The organism is Dolichospermum sp. LEGE 00240, assembly GCF_015207875.1.
GTDB classification, from domain to species: Bacteria; Cyanobacteriota; Cyanobacteriia; order Cyanobacteriales; family Nostocaceae; genus Dolichospermum; species Dolichospermum gracile.
In genome coordinates, this window is the sequence record NZ_JADEVZ010000093.1 from 1 (window position 1) to 16627 (window position 16627).

15 protein-coding genes and 3 pseudogenes are annotated in these 16627 nt (G+C 38.6%); 13 read left to right on the plus strand and 5 right to left on the minus strand.

The features are described from left to right. From IQ226_RS22025 to minE, 10 genes and pseudogenes are all read left to right on the plus strand, one after another. Positions 1–93: pseudogene (locus IQ226_RS22025) on the plus strand (IS5/IS1182 family transposase); the annotation flags it as partial. An 88-nt stretch (positions 94–181) separates the two neighbouring features. After that, a pseudogene (locus IQ226_RS22030) lies at positions 182–1072 on the plus strand (formylglycine-generating enzyme family protein); the annotation flags it as partial. A 394-nt stretch (positions 1073–1466) separates the two neighbouring features. Continuing rightward, the gene (locus tag IQ226_RS22035) at positions 1467–1928 is read left to right on the plus strand and encodes a DUF29 domain-containing protein (protein ID WP_168695642.1); all 462 of its coding nucleotides are present in this window, start codon (positions 1467–1469) and stop codon (positions 1926–1928) included. A 74-nt stretch (positions 1929–2002) separates the two neighbouring features. Beyond that, positions 2003–2479, plus strand: a complete 477-nt coding sequence (locus tag IQ226_RS22040; protein WP_193898939.1) for a DUF29 domain-containing protein — start codon at positions 2003–2005, stop codon at positions 2477–2479. A gap of 104 nt (positions 2480–2583) precedes the next feature. Next, positions 2584–2856 (plus strand): annotated as a pseudogene (locus IQ226_RS22045) (hypothetical protein); the annotation flags it as partial. Positions 2857–2913: 57 nt separating this feature from the next. Then, positions 2914–3369, plus strand: a complete 456-nt coding sequence (locus IQ226_RS22050; protein WP_193898941.1) for a DUF29 domain-containing protein — start codon at positions 2914–2916, stop codon at positions 3367–3369. After that, positions 3366–4694 (plus strand): four-carbon acid sugar kinase family protein, encoded by a 1329-nt coding sequence (locus IQ226_RS22055; RefSeq protein WP_193898943.1) that lies wholly within the window; start codon positions 3366–3368, stop codon positions 4692–4694. The genes IQ226_RS22050 and IQ226_RS22055 overlap by 4 nt, the downstream gene beginning before the upstream one ends. Before the next feature lie 230 nt (positions 4695–4924). Next, on the plus strand, positions 4925–5986 hold the full coding sequence (gene minC / locus IQ226_RS22060) for a septum site-determining protein MinC (RefSeq protein WP_193898945.1): 1062 nt from the start codon (positions 4925–4927) through the stop codon (positions 5984–5986). Between the two features lie 209 nt (positions 5987–6195). Further along, the gene (gene minD, locus IQ226_RS22065) at positions 6196–7002 is read left to right on the plus strand and encodes a septum site-determining protein MinD (protein WP_193898947.1); all 807 of its coding nucleotides are present in this window, start codon (positions 6196–6198) and stop codon (positions 7000–7002) included. A gap of 37 nt (positions 7003–7039) precedes the next feature. Next, positions 7040–7345: a cell division topological specificity factor MinE gene (minE, locus tag IQ226_RS22070; RefSeq protein ID WP_193898963.1), complete on the plus strand. Its 306-nt coding sequence runs from the start codon at positions 7040–7042 to the stop codon at positions 7343–7345. Between the two features lie 60 nt (positions 7346–7405). Here minE and aroF read toward each other — a convergent pair whose 3' ends face one another. Together aroF and IQ226_RS22080 are read right to left on the minus strand one after the other, a co-directional pair. After that, positions 7406–8446, minus strand: a complete 1041-nt coding sequence (gene aroF / locus IQ226_RS22075) for a 3-deoxy-7-phosphoheptulonate synthase (RefSeq protein ID WP_193898949.1) — start codon at positions 8444–8446, stop codon at positions 7406–7408. A 322-nt stretch (positions 8447–8768) separates the two neighbouring features. Next, positions 8769–9308, minus strand: a complete 540-nt coding sequence (locus IQ226_RS22080) for a hypothetical protein (RefSeq protein WP_193898951.1) — start codon at positions 9306–9308, stop codon at positions 8769–8771. Between the two features lie 595 nt (positions 9309–9903). Here IQ226_RS22080 and IQ226_RS22085 point away from each other — a divergent pair. Together IQ226_RS22085 and IQ226_RS22090 are read left to right on the plus strand one after the other, a co-directional pair. Beyond that, a complete protein-coding gene (locus IQ226_RS22085; protein ID WP_370567213.1) occupies positions 9904–10227 on the plus strand; it encodes a type II toxin-antitoxin system HigB family toxin in 324 nt (107 codons plus the stop codon). Then, a complete protein-coding gene (locus IQ226_RS22090; RefSeq protein WP_193898953.1) occupies positions 10215–10625 on the plus strand; it encodes a type II toxin-antitoxin system HigA family antitoxin in 411 nt (136 codons plus the stop codon). The genes IQ226_RS22085 and IQ226_RS22090 overlap by 13 nt, the downstream gene beginning before the upstream one ends. Positions 10626–10893: 268 nt before the next feature. Here IQ226_RS22090 and clpB read toward each other — a convergent pair whose 3' ends face one another. The 3 genes from clpB to IQ226_RS22105 form a co-directional block, all read right to left on the minus strand. Next, the gene (gene clpB, locus IQ226_RS22095; protein ID WP_193898955.1) at positions 10894–13512 is read right to left on the minus strand and encodes an ATP-dependent chaperone ClpB; all 2619 of its coding nucleotides are present in this window, start codon (positions 13510–13512) and stop codon (positions 10894–10896) included. 404 nt (positions 13513–13916) lie between these two features. Beyond that, positions 13917–14621, minus strand: coding sequence for a PsbP-related protein (locus IQ226_RS22100; RefSeq protein WP_193898957.1), 705 nt, complete (start codon positions 14619–14621; stop codon positions 13917–13919). Between the two features lie 221 nt (positions 14622–14842). Next, positions 14843–15766: a serine/threonine-protein kinase gene (locus IQ226_RS22105; RefSeq protein ID WP_228039603.1), complete on the minus strand. Its 924-nt coding sequence runs from the start codon at positions 15764–15766 to the stop codon at positions 14843–14845. A gap of 291 nt (positions 15767–16057) precedes the next feature. Between IQ226_RS22105 and IQ226_RS22110 the strand changes: the two genes are divergently transcribed. Next, positions 16058–16606, plus strand: coding sequence for a COP23 domain-containing protein (locus IQ226_RS22110; RefSeq protein ID WP_193898959.1), 549 nt, complete (start codon positions 16058–16060; stop codon positions 16604–16606). The last annotated feature ends 21 nt before the right edge of the window (positions 16607–16627 follow it).

Genomic DNA, 16627 nt, shown 5'->3' on the forward strand with positions numbered 1-16627 from the left:
CGATTAGTCAGAGACTACGAGTTACTACCTGAAACCTCTGAGACTTTTATCTATCTAGCTATGATCCGTATCATGATCAGGCGATTGGCATAAATTTTGACTCCTCAAAACTTTTCAAACATCCTCTAAAAATCAAACCTCAACCCCAAAAATTACAACTTCTCCAAATACTCCAAATCCAACACCAGAAAATACAACTTCCCCAAATACTCCAACACCAGAACCAACTCCAGAAATTACAACTTCTCCAAATAATCTCAAAACCTTCAAATTTGAAGTTGTCACCACAGACGCAACTGGAAGCATCACCAACCGCCGCAACGCCAGTGCAAAATACTTCACGGAAGACTTAGGAAACGGTGTTTTGTTGGAAATGGTGGAAATCCCAGAGGGAACATTTATGATGGGTTCACCCGCAAATGAAGCAGAACGAGAATCAAATGAAAGTCCCCAACACCAAGTAACTGTTCCGAGTTTCTCTATTGGGAAATATGAATTGACACAGGCGCAGTATCAAGCTATTATGGGAAATAATCCTGCTGGATTTAAAGGCAATAACCGCCCAGTTGAAAATGTTCGTTGGGGTGATGCTGTTGCCTTTTGTGAAAAGTTAAGTCAAAGAACAGGAAAAAAATACAGATTACCCAGTGAGGCGGAATGGGAGTATGCTTGTCGTGCCGGAACTACTACACCATTTTATTTTGGTGAAAGTATTACTCCAGAACTGGTAAACTATGATGGTAATTACTCTTACGCTTCTGCTCCTAAAGGTCAATATCGCCAACAAACTACAGATGTAGGAACTTTTCCCCCTAACGCTTTTGGTTTGTATGATATGCACGGTAATCTCTGGGAGTGGTGTCAAGATGACTATAAAGAAAATTATACAAATGCGCCTATAGACGGCAGTGCCTTGACAGACCTAAGCAGTGCCTATAAACTGCTGCGCGGTGGTTCGTGGGGCAGCGATCCTGGAAATTGCCGTTCTGCTTATCGCGACTTCAACGACCTCGTTATCGACGGCAACGCTATTGGTTTTCGGGTTGTATGTAGTGGTGCGGCGAGGACTTAGTAGCCCTTTACACTCTTGCTCTTTTGCCCTCTTCTCTTCTTTTTCTTTTCCCTTCTTAACCCACCGCCGTGAGGCGGAAAATATTTTTCTCCAAAAAGCTGATTTTGGTATCTGGATTCAGTATAGCACACATTTTTCATTTTGTCAGAATCAGGATGTCCAGGATTTGAGGATGTACAGGATTTGAGGATGAAGCAATTCTCATTTTGACAAGAATAAAATAAGGTTAGAATCACGGATTTAGACGGATTGCACTGATTTCACGGATTTTAGTAACTCTTATCATAGCAAACAACCTCATCCGGATCACGGATTTAGACGGATGGCACTGATTTCACGGATTTTAGTTACTTTTAAGTTAAAATAAAAGAAATAGCAAAGTCCTCATCAGTATATGGTTACATCAACACAACCAACAACCCAAACCTTATACGATCAAGATTATTACCTGTGGATAAGAACAACCATTAACCAACTTCGCGCAGGACAATTTTCTGCGATTGATTTAGAGAATTTATTAGAAGAATTGGAAACTATGGGTAGAAGTGAAAAACGAGCAATTGAAAGTTTATTAATTAAGCTGCTTGTACATCTGCTCAAACTCCAATATTGGGATACTGAAAGAGAAAGAAATCAAGGACATTGGCAAGGAGAAATTAGAACATTTCGCAGACAAATTAAAAAGGCTATTAAAGATAGTCCTAGTTTAAAACCTTACATTTTAGAAATATTTGATGAATGTTATCAGGATGCTAGAAAAGAAGCATCAGATCGCTCAGAACTTCCTCTTGACATATTCCCCCTTACCCCAATTGCTTCTTTAGAACAAATCCTAGATGAAACCTGGTTTCAGTGAATATAGCTGCAATCATCAGACAATTAATTAAAACCCAGTTAAAATAAAAGAAATAGCAAAGTCCTCACCAGTATATGGTTACATCAACACAATCAACAACCCAAACCTTATACGATCAAGATTATTACCTGTGGATAAGAACAACCATTAACCAACTGCGTACAGGAGAATTTTCCGCGATTGATTTAGAGAATTTATTAGAAGAATTGGAAACTATGGGTAGAAGTGAAAAACGAGCAATTAAAAGTTTATTAATTAAACTGCTGGAACATCTACTCAAGCTAAAATGTTGGGATAGTGAAAGAGAAAGAAATCAAGGACATTGGAAGGGGGAAATTAGGACTTTTCGTATACAAATAAAAGATGAACTTAAAGATAGTCCTAGTTTAAAACCTTATATTTTAGAAATATTTGATCAATGTTATCAAGATGCTAGAAAATTAGTTAGTGACAGATCAGAACTTCCTCTTGACATATTCCCCCTTACCCCCATTGCTTCCTTAGAACAAATCCTAGATGAAAACTGGTTTCCTGAATATAGCCATCCTTAGATCCCCGACTTCTCAAAGAAGTCGGGGATCTTGTAGATCAACTAAAATAGATACTTAACTCACCTGAGTTCGACATAAGATAATTTATGTCGAACTCAGGTTGTAACACTCAAGGTAACATTAGCGACAGAGAACAGGTAATATCTGCACTACAACTAATTCGAGAAGATTTAGTCCGTGCTTTAAAAAGTGAACGGATTTTGCGCGATAATAAAAAACTGCTTGCTAATAACCAAGATTTAGTGGTAAATAATTTAGCTAATCTGCAAACCTTACAAGTTAGTAGTCAAGCTAGTGAATATGCTCAACTTCTTAATCAATCATTGCAGATTGCCTTAGATGTCCAAGCAGAACTCAGAAAACTCGCAAAGGTGTAATCATAAATTTATTCCCCAAAATTAATGCTTAAACCCTACCAAACTGGAGAACCCTAAATGATATCTAAATTATTGAGTAAAACTCTTTATGAACAAGATTATCCCCAGTGGTTAGAAATTACCTTGCAACAATTAGAGAAAAAGGATTTAGAAAATATTGATTGGGAAAATTTAATTGAGGAGATTGCGGCATTGGGGAATGAACAAAAACACAAATTAGAAAGTTATCTACTGCAACTTCTTAAACATCTGCTATTGTACCAGTATTGGAGTATTCCCGACTGTAAAAATCATTGGGAGGTAGAAATTGATAATTTTCGGGTAGAAATCAGGAAATTAACCAAATCAAAAAACCTCTACAATTATCTGTTAACCGTGCTGGATCAAGTTTATAATGATGCAGCCCGACAAGCAAAGAAAAAAAGTGGTTTAAATTGCTTTCCTCCAATTTGTCCTTACACAATTGACCAAATTTTAGATGTCGAATATCTACCACCATGTCCATATTTATGAATAACCAACCTAAAATAATTGTCCTTGATGATGATCCTACAGGTTCACAAACTGTCCATAGTTGTTTACTATTAATGCGCTGGGACGTAGAAACTTTACGTTTAGGACTAAAAGATGATGCTCCGATTTTCTTTATTTTAACAAATACTCGTTCTCTGACTCCAGAAACAGCCGCATCTGTAACTAGGGAAGTTTGTCATAACCTGAAACTTGCCTTAGCAGCGGAAAAAATCGCCGATTTTCTCGTAGTTAGTCGTTCTGACTCTACCTTACGGGGACATTATCCCATAGAAACTGATGTGATTTCCGAAGAACTCGGTCCCTTTGATGCTCATTTTCTTGTACCAGCATTTTTTGAAGGGGGAAGAATTACCCGCGATAGTATTCATTATCTAATTATTGATGGTGTTCCCACTCCTGTACATGAAACAGAATTTGCCCGTGATTCTGTTTTTGGGTATAATTACAGCTATTTGCCTAAATATGTGGAAGAAAAAACCAAGGGACGGATTAAAGAAGATCATGTTACGAGATTTTTACTCCCAGATATCCGTGCTGGTAGTTTAGAAAACTTATTACAACTTGAAAATAATCAATGTGCTGTAGTAGACGGTGAAAATCAGCAGGATCTTAATTCTTTTGCGGTAGATGTATTAACAGCCGCAAGTCAAGGAAAACGCTTTTTATTCCGTTCTGCTGCTAGTATTTTAACAGCTTTGGCTGCCTTACCACCCCAACCCATTGCTGCTGAAAATATGGCAAAATATGTGCGCGGTGGTAAACCTGGTGCAATCATTGTTGGTTCTCACGTTAAAAAGACAACTCAACAGTTAGAATCATTATTACAAGTTGAGGGGACGGTAGGCATAGAAGTGAATGTGTGCCTATTACTGGAAAATGGGGTAAAGAATCAAGCTAAACTGCTAATGGGGGTTCTGGAAAATGTCAAAGCAGTACATAATGCTGGTAAAACTCCAGTAGTATACACTAGTCGTCAGGAATTGGCTTTTAAAGATGTCAAAACTAGATTAGATTTTGGCAATACAGTTTCAGCTTTACTGATGGATATTGTTCAGGGTTTACCATCTGATCTAGGATTCCTCATCAGTAAGGGGGGTATTACTTCTAACGATGTCTTGAGTACGGGACTAGCCTTAACTTCAGCCCGATTACTTGGTCAAATTTTAGCAGGTTGTTCGATGGTAATTACACCATCTGATCATCCTTTGTTTCCTAATTTGCCAGTGGTGTTGTTTCCCGGTAATGTCGGTAATGCTGATGCTTTAGGATTAGTTTATCAAAGATTGATAGGGAATGGGGAATAGGGAATGGGGAATAGGGAATGGGGAATGGGGAATAGGGAATGGGGAATAGGGAATAGGGAATAGGGAATAGGGAATAGGGAATGGGCAATAGGGAACAGGGAACAGGGAACAGGGAACAGGGAACAGGGAACAGGGAACAGGGAACAGGCAAAAGTCTTACCAATTACCCATTACCCATCACCAAACTTTTATGAAAATCTCAAATGTTAGTGTATTTTGGCTAGTGCTACATGAATTCTGATTCTGCTAAACCTGATGAAATAAAGTCTGAATTTCTTAAATCAGAGTCAATTTCTGATCAGGTTGATCAAGAGGTAAATAATTCTCATTCGGACAAGAAAAACATGGATTTTGCTGATCGTAAAGTAGAAGCTGATCCTGTTATTCCTAATTCAGAGTTAAGTTCCGTAATTGCTTTTTTACAGGGTAATTCTACTGCTGAAAATCCAAAATCGAATATTCCTAATGGGGGGGAATCTGGTTCTCTTTTAGCCGATTTACCAAGTGCTGATTTAGAATTACTAGAACAAAAGGTAGATCATAATATCCAAGTTCAGTTAAAAACTGAAGGAGAGCGACTATTATTAATTTTACCCACCGAGTTGCAAGTACCGGCATCAGAATTTAATTGGGGGGAAATTTGGCAACAAATGAAACAGCGTCTCAATGCGAGCGATCGCCTACGGAAACCCAACACAGCCCTGCATCTGGTAGCCAAAGATAGATTGTTAGATAATAGACAATTGCAAGATTTGGCAGAAACTTTAAATACATACCAAATTCAACTAAAATCTGTAGCTACCAGTCGGAGACAAACAGCGATCGCTGCCTGTACCCTGGGTTATTCCGTCGAACAAATCCAAACCCAAACATCCCTCACATCCGGTATTCAACCGACTCCCAGCGCCCTAGCAGATGCCCTCTATCTGCAAATGACAGTCAGATCAGGTGTAGAAATTCGTCATCCCGGTACGGTCATCATTTTGGGAGATATCAATCCTAGTGGTATCGTCATTGCCGATGGGGATATTCTCATTTGGGGACGATTGCGGGGAGTTGCCCATGCTGGTGCTGCGGGGAATCGGGAATCACTGATCATGGCCTTGCAAATGGAACCAACCCAATTGCGAATAGCTGATGCTGTTGCTAGATCCCCAGAAAAAACCCTCACCAGCTTCTTTCCTGAAGTTGCACATATTACACCTGAAGGAATTCGCATTGTTAAAGCCGCTGATTTTTCCCGCAGTCAATTAAGTAGTCGAACCCAATTAGTTACACAAAATCTGATCTAAAATTCTTGCTTAGTAAAGAATCTACAGCAGTTTTCAACAGTCAGCAGTAAAACCCCTGCGGTGCAAAGTTTGAACATTAATATTTGTACCCCATTTACCTGCAATATACTGGATATGTAATTAATTTCTGTTAGGTTACTAAATTAGAATCAATCAATAGCAATAAAAATATTTTATTGTTGTTCCCTGAACTTTCATAAAGCATTATCATGACTCGCATTATTGTCATTACCTCCGGTAAAGGGGGAGTCGGTAAAACCACAGTTTCAGCTAATTTAGGGATGGCTTTAGCCAAAATAGGCAAACAAGTAGCCTTAATTGATGCAGATTTTGGGCTGAGAAATTTAGATTTACTTCTAGGACTAGAAAATCGTATTGTTTATACAGCAGTAGAAGTTTTAGCAAGGGAGTGTCGTTTAGAACAAGCTTTAGTTAAAGACAAACGCCAACCTAATTTGGTACTCCTCCCCGCCACCCAACATCGCAACAAAGAATCCGTCACACCCGACCAAATGAAATTGCTGGTAAATGCACTAGCGCAAAAATACCAGTATGTGATCATTGACTGCCCCGCCGGCATTGAAATGGGGTTTAAAAATGCCACAGCACCGGCTAAAGAAGCCCTAATTGTCACCACTCCCGAAATTTCCGCTGTCCGTGATGCTGACCGGGTAGTAGGATTACTCGAAGCCCAAGGTGTCAAAAAGATTAACTTAATAGTTAACCGGATTAGACCAGCAATGGTACAGGCAAATGATATGATGTCTGTAGAAGATGTTCAGGAACTTCTCGCCATTCCCATAATTGGAGTTATCCCCGACGATGAGCGGGTGATTGTCTCTACCAATCGTGGCGAACCTTTAGTATTATCAGACACACCCTCTTTAGCTGCCGTCGCTTTTGAGAACATTGCTCGGAGATTGGAAGGGGAAACTGTCGAATTTCTGGAGCTTGACTCATCTAATAACAACATCTTCTCCCGGTTGAGAAAGATGTTGTGGTCAAAGATTGTTTAATTTACTTGCCAGTGTTTCTGCCTTACACATACCCGCAATGATTCTTGAAATTTTAGAAAAATTTTTTGTTCGTAGTCCCGATAACAGCCGCGATGACGTTAAACGTCGTTTGCAAGTGGTAATCTCCCATGACCGTGCGGACTTAGACCCCCAAACTTTAGAAAAAATGCGTCAGGAAATCCTGGAAATAGTTTGTCGCTATGTGGAAATAGAAACAGACGGTTTGGAGTTTTGCCTAGAAAGCAGCCAACGGACAACGGCTTTAATTGCTAATTTACCAATCCGTCGGGTTAAAGAAAGCCTGGATGAAACAGTTCTAGAAAATAGTGATATCTTACTGTAGGGGCGCAGGGCCTGCGCCCTGAATTGTCTTGAGTTGAATATTAAAAGGCGAATGGGGGCATTAATTTGACCACCTTCCCGTGACTTGACCAATTACCGCCAATTCTGACATTAGTTTATCAAACAGGTCTGGGGTTAAAGATTGGGGTCCATCCGATAAGGCTTTAGCTGGATTAGGATGTACTTCTATCATTAACGAATCCGTACCCGCTGCGATCGCAGCCTTCGCCATGGAAGGAACAAACTCGGACCAACCCACACCATGACTAGGATCAATCATGATGGGTAAATGGGTCAGTTTCCGCAAGACCGGCACAACCGATAAATCTAAAGTATTGCGGGTATATTGACGGTCAAAAGTTCTAATTCCCCGTTCACACAAAATCACATTCGGATTACCCGCCGCTAAAATATACTCAGCCGCCATTAACCAATCTTCAATAGTCGCCGCCATACCCCGTTTTAACAGCACTGGTTTGGGTTGCGCTCCCACTTTCTTCAGCATGGAGAAATTCTGCATATTTCTCGCTCCCACCTGAATCACATCAGCAACTTCGCCAATTTTCTCCAAGTCTTCCGTATCCATTACTTCTGTAATAATCCCCAGTCCGCTGACTTTCCGGGCTGTAGCTAACAATTCCAAAGCACTTTCACCATGACCTTGAAAAGCATAAGGTGACGTGCGGGGTTTATATGCACCACCCCGCAGAAACTTAGCTCCTACCGCCTTTACCCGCAGCGCCGTTTCTACAATCATCTCCTCATTTTCCACAGAACAGGGTCCAGCGACAACTACCAAAGGATGATGTTCACCAAACACCACATCACCTTCAGGAGTATTCACCACCACCTCAGAGGCTTGTCCATGACGGAACTGACGACTAGCTCGTTTATAGGGTACTTCCACTCGTAATACTTGATCAATCCATTGACTTAATTCTTGAATACGAGGTGGATCTAAATCCGCAGTTTCCCCCACTAAAGCAACGACTACTTTATGTTGACCAATAATCTTTTCTGGTGTTAGTCCCCAGCTAGATAATTCTGTGGTAATCCGATTTATTTCTTCCTCTGGGGAACCAACCTTCATGACGATAATCATTTATGAGTTCCTTTTTAAGTAAATTTTTGATTAACTAACTTTAGATTAACAACGAAAACTCATGAAAAAAAATGTAGCGTTAGGTACTTTTTCTTCAACAGGGAGTAATTGGTGCTTTTAATTTTACTAAAAAAATTAAAATCTATGTCTTTGTAAAAGGTTTTGTGCATAATTAAACATATATCTATAGTTATTAGTTTATCAATAGACTGACAGGATGATGATTGTCAGAATCAGGATTTCCAGAATTTAAGGATTTACAGGATGAGGATTTTGAGAAACCCCTGACTTCCTCATCATAGAAGAAATCAGGAATTAAATATTATTGCTTTGGCTGTAATTCTGCATCAATTAACTTTTGAAATTCCTCCCAAGAATTAACACTAATACTCGATAACAGTAGATTTTCTAGAATCGTCATATCCTCAATTTTCTTGAGAGAATCACTCATCAATTCTGGAACAGAATCAAATCTATTAGCGAGAATTTTGATAATATTGTTTTGGCAGTTTTCTCTAGCACCTAATTGTTTACCTTTTGCTTCACCTCTTTCTTGAGCCATTTCTTCAATAGTGCTTAGGAAAGGCATATTTAACTCCTTTTCATGCTGTTCTAATTTATCGTTGAACTCTGTTTGTAATGGTGGTGGTAAGGTCATCATTTTATCAATGAACTTAATTAAATTGATAATATCATGACTTGATGCGGTAATTTGTTCTAGTTCTTTATCTAAAGATATTGGTGTTTTACTCCAATCAATTTTTTCGTGGAGGTTGGGGTAAAAGAACTGGATGAATAATTCAAAATATTCTCCTATTGCTTCTTTCCATGTTTGATCATAGTTGGCGGTTGTTTCTGTCATTTTTTTTGTCTGAATCAGGATGTCCAGGATTTAAGGATTTTCAGGATGTGATTGTCAAATATTCTTTCAGTAAATTAAACTTTGGCTTTGAGATAGGGAATCTATTCCCTGGATTATTAAAATAATTTAATTTTTATGTATTTCTTTTAAGAGGGTGTTTGAAAAGTCTAATTTATTACTTGCAAGGGCGACTAGAAGTCTGTCAAATAAATTTTGACGGATAAAGGAATGAACCACGAAGACGCGAAGAACACGAAGGAAGGAAGAAAGAAGGAAAGAAGGAAAATTTATTTACCCGTCAATTAGTTCTTGACAGACTACTAGAAGTCGCGGAACCACACAGACGAAACCCACCTATTCCTTCGGTCCCGTAAGGGATACGTGGGTTCAAAAGCCTTGATTTTTCGTTAGTCCACGCAGGTGGACTTTGTTTGTGTAGTAGCGATTTCTAATCGCCGGAAACTTTTCAAACATCCTCTTAATCACTAAACTTTTATATCCCCGACTTCTGAGATTAATTGATTCATGTATTTTTCAGAATCAAAAAAGAAGTTGGGGATTTCATGAGATAGTTTACAATCTTTTGCAGTTTTATGTGAAAATTTGCTATAATAGCTTTATAAATCCAGTCATGCACATTATTTCTCGTAAAGTCCTGCGTCAATTTTGGGAAAAATATCCTGATAGTGAAACTGCGCTAAGTCGTTGGTTAAAACTTATTAATTCAAACACTTTTGAAAATTTTGATGAATTACACTCTGTTTTTCCTAGTGCTGATATCGTAGGTGATTTAATAGTGTTTAATATTGGTGGTAATAAATATCGGTTGATTACTTGTATTCACTTTAATCGCCAAAAAATTTACATTCGTTATATCTTAACTCATTCAGAATACGACAAAAATCTATGGAAAAACTAACCACTCTTCCCCCAGATATTAATACCCACTGGAATGCTATTTCTCCTTTACTAACAATTCGTAATCAAGAAGAATATGAACAAGCAATTACAAGATTAAATGATTTACTTGATGAAATTGGTACTAATGAAGAACATCCTCTTTATCATTTATTAGACACCTTGGGAACGATAATTGAAGCTTATGAAACAGAACATTATCCTCTTCCTAATTGTCATGGAAATGATGTTTTAGCTTATTTAATGGAAGAACACAGACTGACTTTATCAGATTTACCGGAAATTGGTTCATCTGAAACGATAAAAGCTATTTTAAACCAAGAAAAAGCATTAACTTTTAATCAAATTCAACAATTAGCAGAACGTTTTCATGTAAACATTAAAGTATTTCTGAATTAGTATCCAAGTTATTAGTCCAAGAAATAAACTTTGCTGATTGTTTAACCATTTCAATGGATCAAAAATATCTGTTGTTAAATATATAAATAAAAATGTAGCGCCAGGTACTTTTTGCTGAATATTGGGTATAAACTAGAAAAATACAGTCTTTTAAACTTGAAGTTAAAGTGATAAAAATTCAACTTCAACACTCATTTTCCAAATTACCCCACATTACAGTTATTACCTGGACGCTGCTGGTTAGACGTTACCCATTACCCATTATCTTCTAACCTGTAAACACTTCTGCGGGTAAGCGATTAAAGGCAAGACGCTCATTTTGCACATCTACAAAAATGGTGTCACCGTCGCTGAAATCACCGCGTAAAATGGCTTTGGCTATTTGGGTTTCTAGTTCCCGTTGAATTGCTCTTTTTAATGGTCTGGCACCAAAAACGGGATCATATCCTACTTCAGCTAAAAAGTCAAGAGCAGCACTGGATAATTTCAAAGCCATTTTCCGGTCAGTTAATCTTTGTCTTAACCTATCTACCTGTAACTGGACAATATTCCGCAATTCCGATTTTTGTAAACTGTGGAAAATAATTAATTCATCCAGACGGTTTAAGAACTCTGGACGGAAACTATTTCGCATTGCTTCCATCACCCGATTCCGCATTTCATCGTAACGAGTATCATCTCCAGATATATCTAGGATATATTGAGAACCAATGTTACTGGTCATGATGATGATACTATTTTTAAAGTCTACTGTGCGACCTTGGGCATCTGTCACCCGACCATCATCGAGGATTTGTAAGAAAATATTAAATACGTCGGGGTGGGCTTTTTCGATTTCGTCGAATAAAATTACCGCGTAGGGACGACGACGAATAGCTTCTGTTAGTTGCCCTCCTTCTTCATAACCGACGTATCCGGGAGGCGCACCGATTAGTCGGGAAACGTTGTGTTTGTCCATATATTCGGACATATCAATCCGCACTAAAGCTTCCTCGGTGTCAAACATATAGGCAGCTAAGGCTTTCGCTAGTTCAGTTTTACCGACACCGGTTGGACCAAGGAAGACAAAACTAGCTATGGGACGGTTGGGGTCAGAAAGTCCAGCGCGAGAACGTTGAATGGCATCAGCTACAGCGGTGACGGCTTCTTGTTGACCGATGACACGATGATGTAATTCATCTTCTAAATGCAGGAGTTTTTCTTTTTCTGATTCGACTAATTTGTTGAGAGGAATGCCTGTCCATTTAGAAATAATTTCGGCAATGTCGGCTTCTGTAACTTCTTCGCGTAATAGTGATTTTCCGGTTTTTTGAGTGTGGGAAAGTTCAGTTTCTACGGCTTGTAATTGGCGATGTAGGTCTGTGAGTTTACCATATTTTAATTCCGCAGCCCGGTTAAGATCGTAGTTTCTTTCTGTTTGTTGAATTTCTAGATTAACTCGGTCAATTTCTTCTTTAATTGATTGAATTTTGGTGATAATCCCTTTTTCAGATTGCCATTGTGTGCTAAGGGTTCTTTGATCTTCTTTGAGATCAGCGAGTTCTTTTTCTAATCTTTCTAACCGTTCCCGGGAAGCGAGATCACTTTCTTTTTGGAGGGAAAGTTTTTCCATTTCCAATTGGAGGATTTTTCGGTCTATTTCGTCTAGTTCTTCGGGTTTGGAGGTAATCTCCATCTTCAGTCTAGCAGCGGCTTCGTCTACTAAATCAATAGCTTTGTCGGGGAGAAAGCGATCGCTAATATAACGATTAGAGAGAGTGGCCGCAGCGACGAGGGAACTATCAGAAATTCTCACCCCATGATGGACTTCATAACGTTCTTTCAAACCGCGTAAGATGGAAATTGTATCTTGAACGTTGGGCTGATCTACATAAACTTGTTGAAAGCGTCTTTCCAGAGCGGCATCTTTTTCCAAATATTTGCGATATTCATCTAAAGTTGTCGCCCCAATGCAGCGTAATTCACCCCGTGCTAACATGGGTTTTAATAAGTTTCCGGCATCCATCGCCCCTTGACTTGCACCTGCACCGACAACGGTATGAATTTCATCAATAAATAAGACAATATTGCCACCAGATTCGGTGACTTCTTTTAATACGGCTTTGAGACGTTCTTCAAATTCACCTCGGAATTTTGCTCCCGCAATTAAAGCCCCCATATCTAAACTGATGAGTTTGCGATCTTTGAGAGATTGGGGAACATCACCCGCTACAATGCGCTGTGCCAAACCTTCGGCGATCGCAGTTTTCCCCACTCCAGGTTCACCAATTAAAACCGGGTTGTTTTTGGTTCTGCGGGAGAGAATTTGTACTGTCCGTCTAATTTCATCATCACGACCGATTACAGGGTCTAGTTGACCTTTGCGGGCGGCTTCTGTGAGATCACGTCCGTACTTCTCCAGTGATTGATATTTACCTTCTGGATTTTGGTCAGTCACCTTTTGTTTCCCTCGAATTTCTTTGATAATATTTTTGAGTTTGGTTTCATCTAAACCGAATTCTTGCAGTAAACTCTTGCCAAACCGATCATCTTTGGCGTAACCTAACAGCAAGTGTTCAATAGAAATAAATTCGTCTTTAAATTCTTGACGATATTTTTCTGCCCGATCTAATAATGTATCTAAACTGCGTCCTAAATAAACAGAAGCACTAGCACCGGATACCTTGGGTTGACGTTGGATAAACTGCTCCGTGCGATCGCGGACTTTTTGGAGATTTGTACCGGCTTTGGTGAAAATGGCGCTGGCCAGTCCTTCCTGTTCCAGTAACCCTTTCATCAGGTGTTCACTCTCTAGTTGCTGTTGCTGATATTGTTTAGCGACATCGGGAGTATGAGCGATCGCTTCCCAGGCTTTTTCTGTAAATTGATTGGGGTTAGTCGGCTGCATAAGCTTTTAGAATAACAAACTACCGTTTAATAAGATCATTGTAAAAATATTTGGCGGAATAGCTAGATCGGTCTTCACATCTTTAAAATGTAGTATTATTGCCCAATGTGGAGTAATAAGTTGTCAGTTGTCAGTTGTCAGTTGTCAGTTGTTAGTGTTTTTTATCTGTTCCCTGTTCCCTGTTCCCTGTTCCCTGTTCCCTGTAACCTGTAACCTGTAACCTGTAACCTGTTCCCTGTTCCCTGTTCCCTGTAACCTGTAACCTGTTCCCTGTTCCCTGTTCCCTGTAACCTGTAACCTGTAACCTGTTCCCTGTTCCCTGTAACCTGTTCCCTGTAACCTGTTCCCTGTAACCTGTTCCCTGTTCCCTGTTCCCTGTTCCCTTTTTTGTAATTAAAACTTAATTACCAGATTGGACTTGTAGGTTTTTCAGAGGTGGATTTTTCCAGTCTAAAGGATTTAATTATGGTGTCTTCCACAGTTTTCGCAAACTCTGGATAGGATTTATCTTCAGCGCGATAGGTGAGAATATAGGCTTTTTTATCATTAACAATCCATACTTGCATTTCTTGGAAATTTACCTTGTGGATATTATCTCTGCCTTCATAAACTACTTGATAACCTTGTGTTTCACCAAGTTGTATTTGTCCAGATTTGATAATTTTCGCATTTTGTCCTAATGCTTCAATTTGTCGGATAGAAAACTGAGTATAATCTGCCAAAGTTTCCGAATGGAATAACTCATCTATAGTGATAAAAAATTCTGGAGTTAGAGAAGAAGATGAAATCGTATTTTTCGGGACAATTCGCGTTAATTTATCTATGGCTGGCGTTTCTTGCCAATTTTTAGGATATTTAAACTTAATCCCAGATTTTGCATATTCTACTACGTTAATTGGTGGTTGCAAATAACTATTAACACCTATCACACCAACAATTATTGGAAATATCAAAAACACCGATTTAATCAGTAAAGGCTTTAATGTTTCAAGTTGTTTAGGAATAATTGTCGGTGGTTCAGTCGGTGGTGTAGTTATTCGAGATTCATTTACAGCCGTCATAACTTCTGCTGCTGATTGAAACCGGTGTCTAGGGTTAATCTTGAGCATTTTATCTAAAATAGTAACCGTTCACGGGGGGTACAAAAAACGCTCTATATGAGATTCCACGAAAACAGCATGAAAAACGTTATAGATTTGATTTTTTTAGGTCATTTGAAATTCGCAAAATCTCTATATCGGTCTGCAAATCGTTTTCCAGCCAATTTAAGAACCATTCGTTAATATGTCAAGTTGCCTGAAAAACCCAACAGACAAAGCTTTCAGGTTTTTTAATAAATTCTCACCCCCTGTGAACGGTTACCTAAAATATTAGCTAGAGAAGAGCTAATAATTCTACTAGCTTGTTGTCGCCAATTTTGGTAATTGTTATTAAGATAATCAACGGGAGTTGTACCTGTGAGTAACTCCAGACAAGTAACAGCCAAACTATATAAATCACTAGACGGATAAATTTCTCCTATTCTTCCTTCTTCAGGTCTTTGTTCAGGAGAAGCATACACTTTTGTAAAAATAGGTACAGATTTTTTTATATTTGTTTCACCAGAAACAACTTGTTTCACCGCCCCAAAATCAATTAAAAATAGTTTTTGTGTTGCTGTTTCTCTAACAATATTACTGGGTTTAATATCTCGATGGATAGAATTTTGGTCATGAATAAATTGTAAAATCGGTAAAATTTGCTTTAAAAAATCTAAAGTCTCTGTTTCGGAAAAACGACCTTTTCTTCTGAGTTCCTGAGATAGATCTTCACCTTGGATATATTGTTGTACTAAATATTTAAACTCAAGCTCTTCTTGTTGACCAAAAGCAGGAGCGGTCAAGGAAAAATAATCATATAAAGTGGGAATATTCCCGCTATTATCACCTAAAAATTCTAAAGCCTGAGCTTCTCGATCAAAAGCTGCTTTGATTCCTTCAACAAGTTTGTCAGAAATTTCCGGGTTGTCATTAATATTCAATCGTTTGATCACACATTGACGCTGATTCACAGAATCTAAATCAATAGCTTGAAAAGTAGCACCAAATCCTCCTTTTCCCAGAGGTTTAATAGTTTGATAATGTCCCTTTCTCCCCTTTAATATTAGGGGCATTCCACAAGCTTGACAGAATATTCCCGACTTAGTATGAGAATCTGGAGAGTCGGGAAAACGGTTTTCGGGACTAGGGCAGTGGGGTCGGGTACAATAGTACATGATAGATAAAATAGTACATGATATAGTTACAGTGTTAATCCATCAAATCGGATTGTATCATAAAATTAACTTCTAAGTAAACATCTGAATATTTTCAAAAAATTAGTATACAATCAGTTATGTGTGTATCAAGTAGCCTTGCTGAATTGAGACATGAAAATCAAAGATTCCATGCCTCAAACTCTGCGCCTCTGGGTGAGAAAAATTCATATTTTCACTCACCAACACCTATAAAGTTTAAAAAAAGTAGCACCATAATCACCAAAATTCAGTAATCAAAGGTCAAGCATTATGCAACTACCAGCATTAACTAATACCTTAGCATTCACCGCATTAACAGTTACCCTGAGTGTTAACCCCGGTTTGAGTCAAGAGATTCCCAAGCAAGAAGTTAGTTTTGCTTGTCGTTCAATTTCTTACCAAGGTAATACGGAAAGAGTTCCCACCACCATGGCCTTCGTTCCCGACAAAAAACCTAATCCTTATGTACCCATAATTGCTTGGAAATCTGACTCTTTTCCCAGTAGTGAATGGACTCCTAAAAGACGCTGTGAACAAGTAAGTAGAAAATTCCAGCAATTTTACCAACAAGGCCGATTAGATTATTTAACTACCGGTAAGTTGAATGGTTTGGGAGTTATCTGTGCGGCTAAACCTGGTGAATGCAATAAAAACAATATTTTATTTAGTGTCAGACCAGGTGTAAACCCCACTACAGTTCTAGCTGAACTTAATGAAATCAGAGAAGGTAGAACTTCAGACTTAAATTGGCAAAATTCCGGTGAAAATACTTACTTAAATCTGGGTGAATATCTCAGAAAAATCTCTAAATCAAAATAACAAAACACCCCACCCTCACCC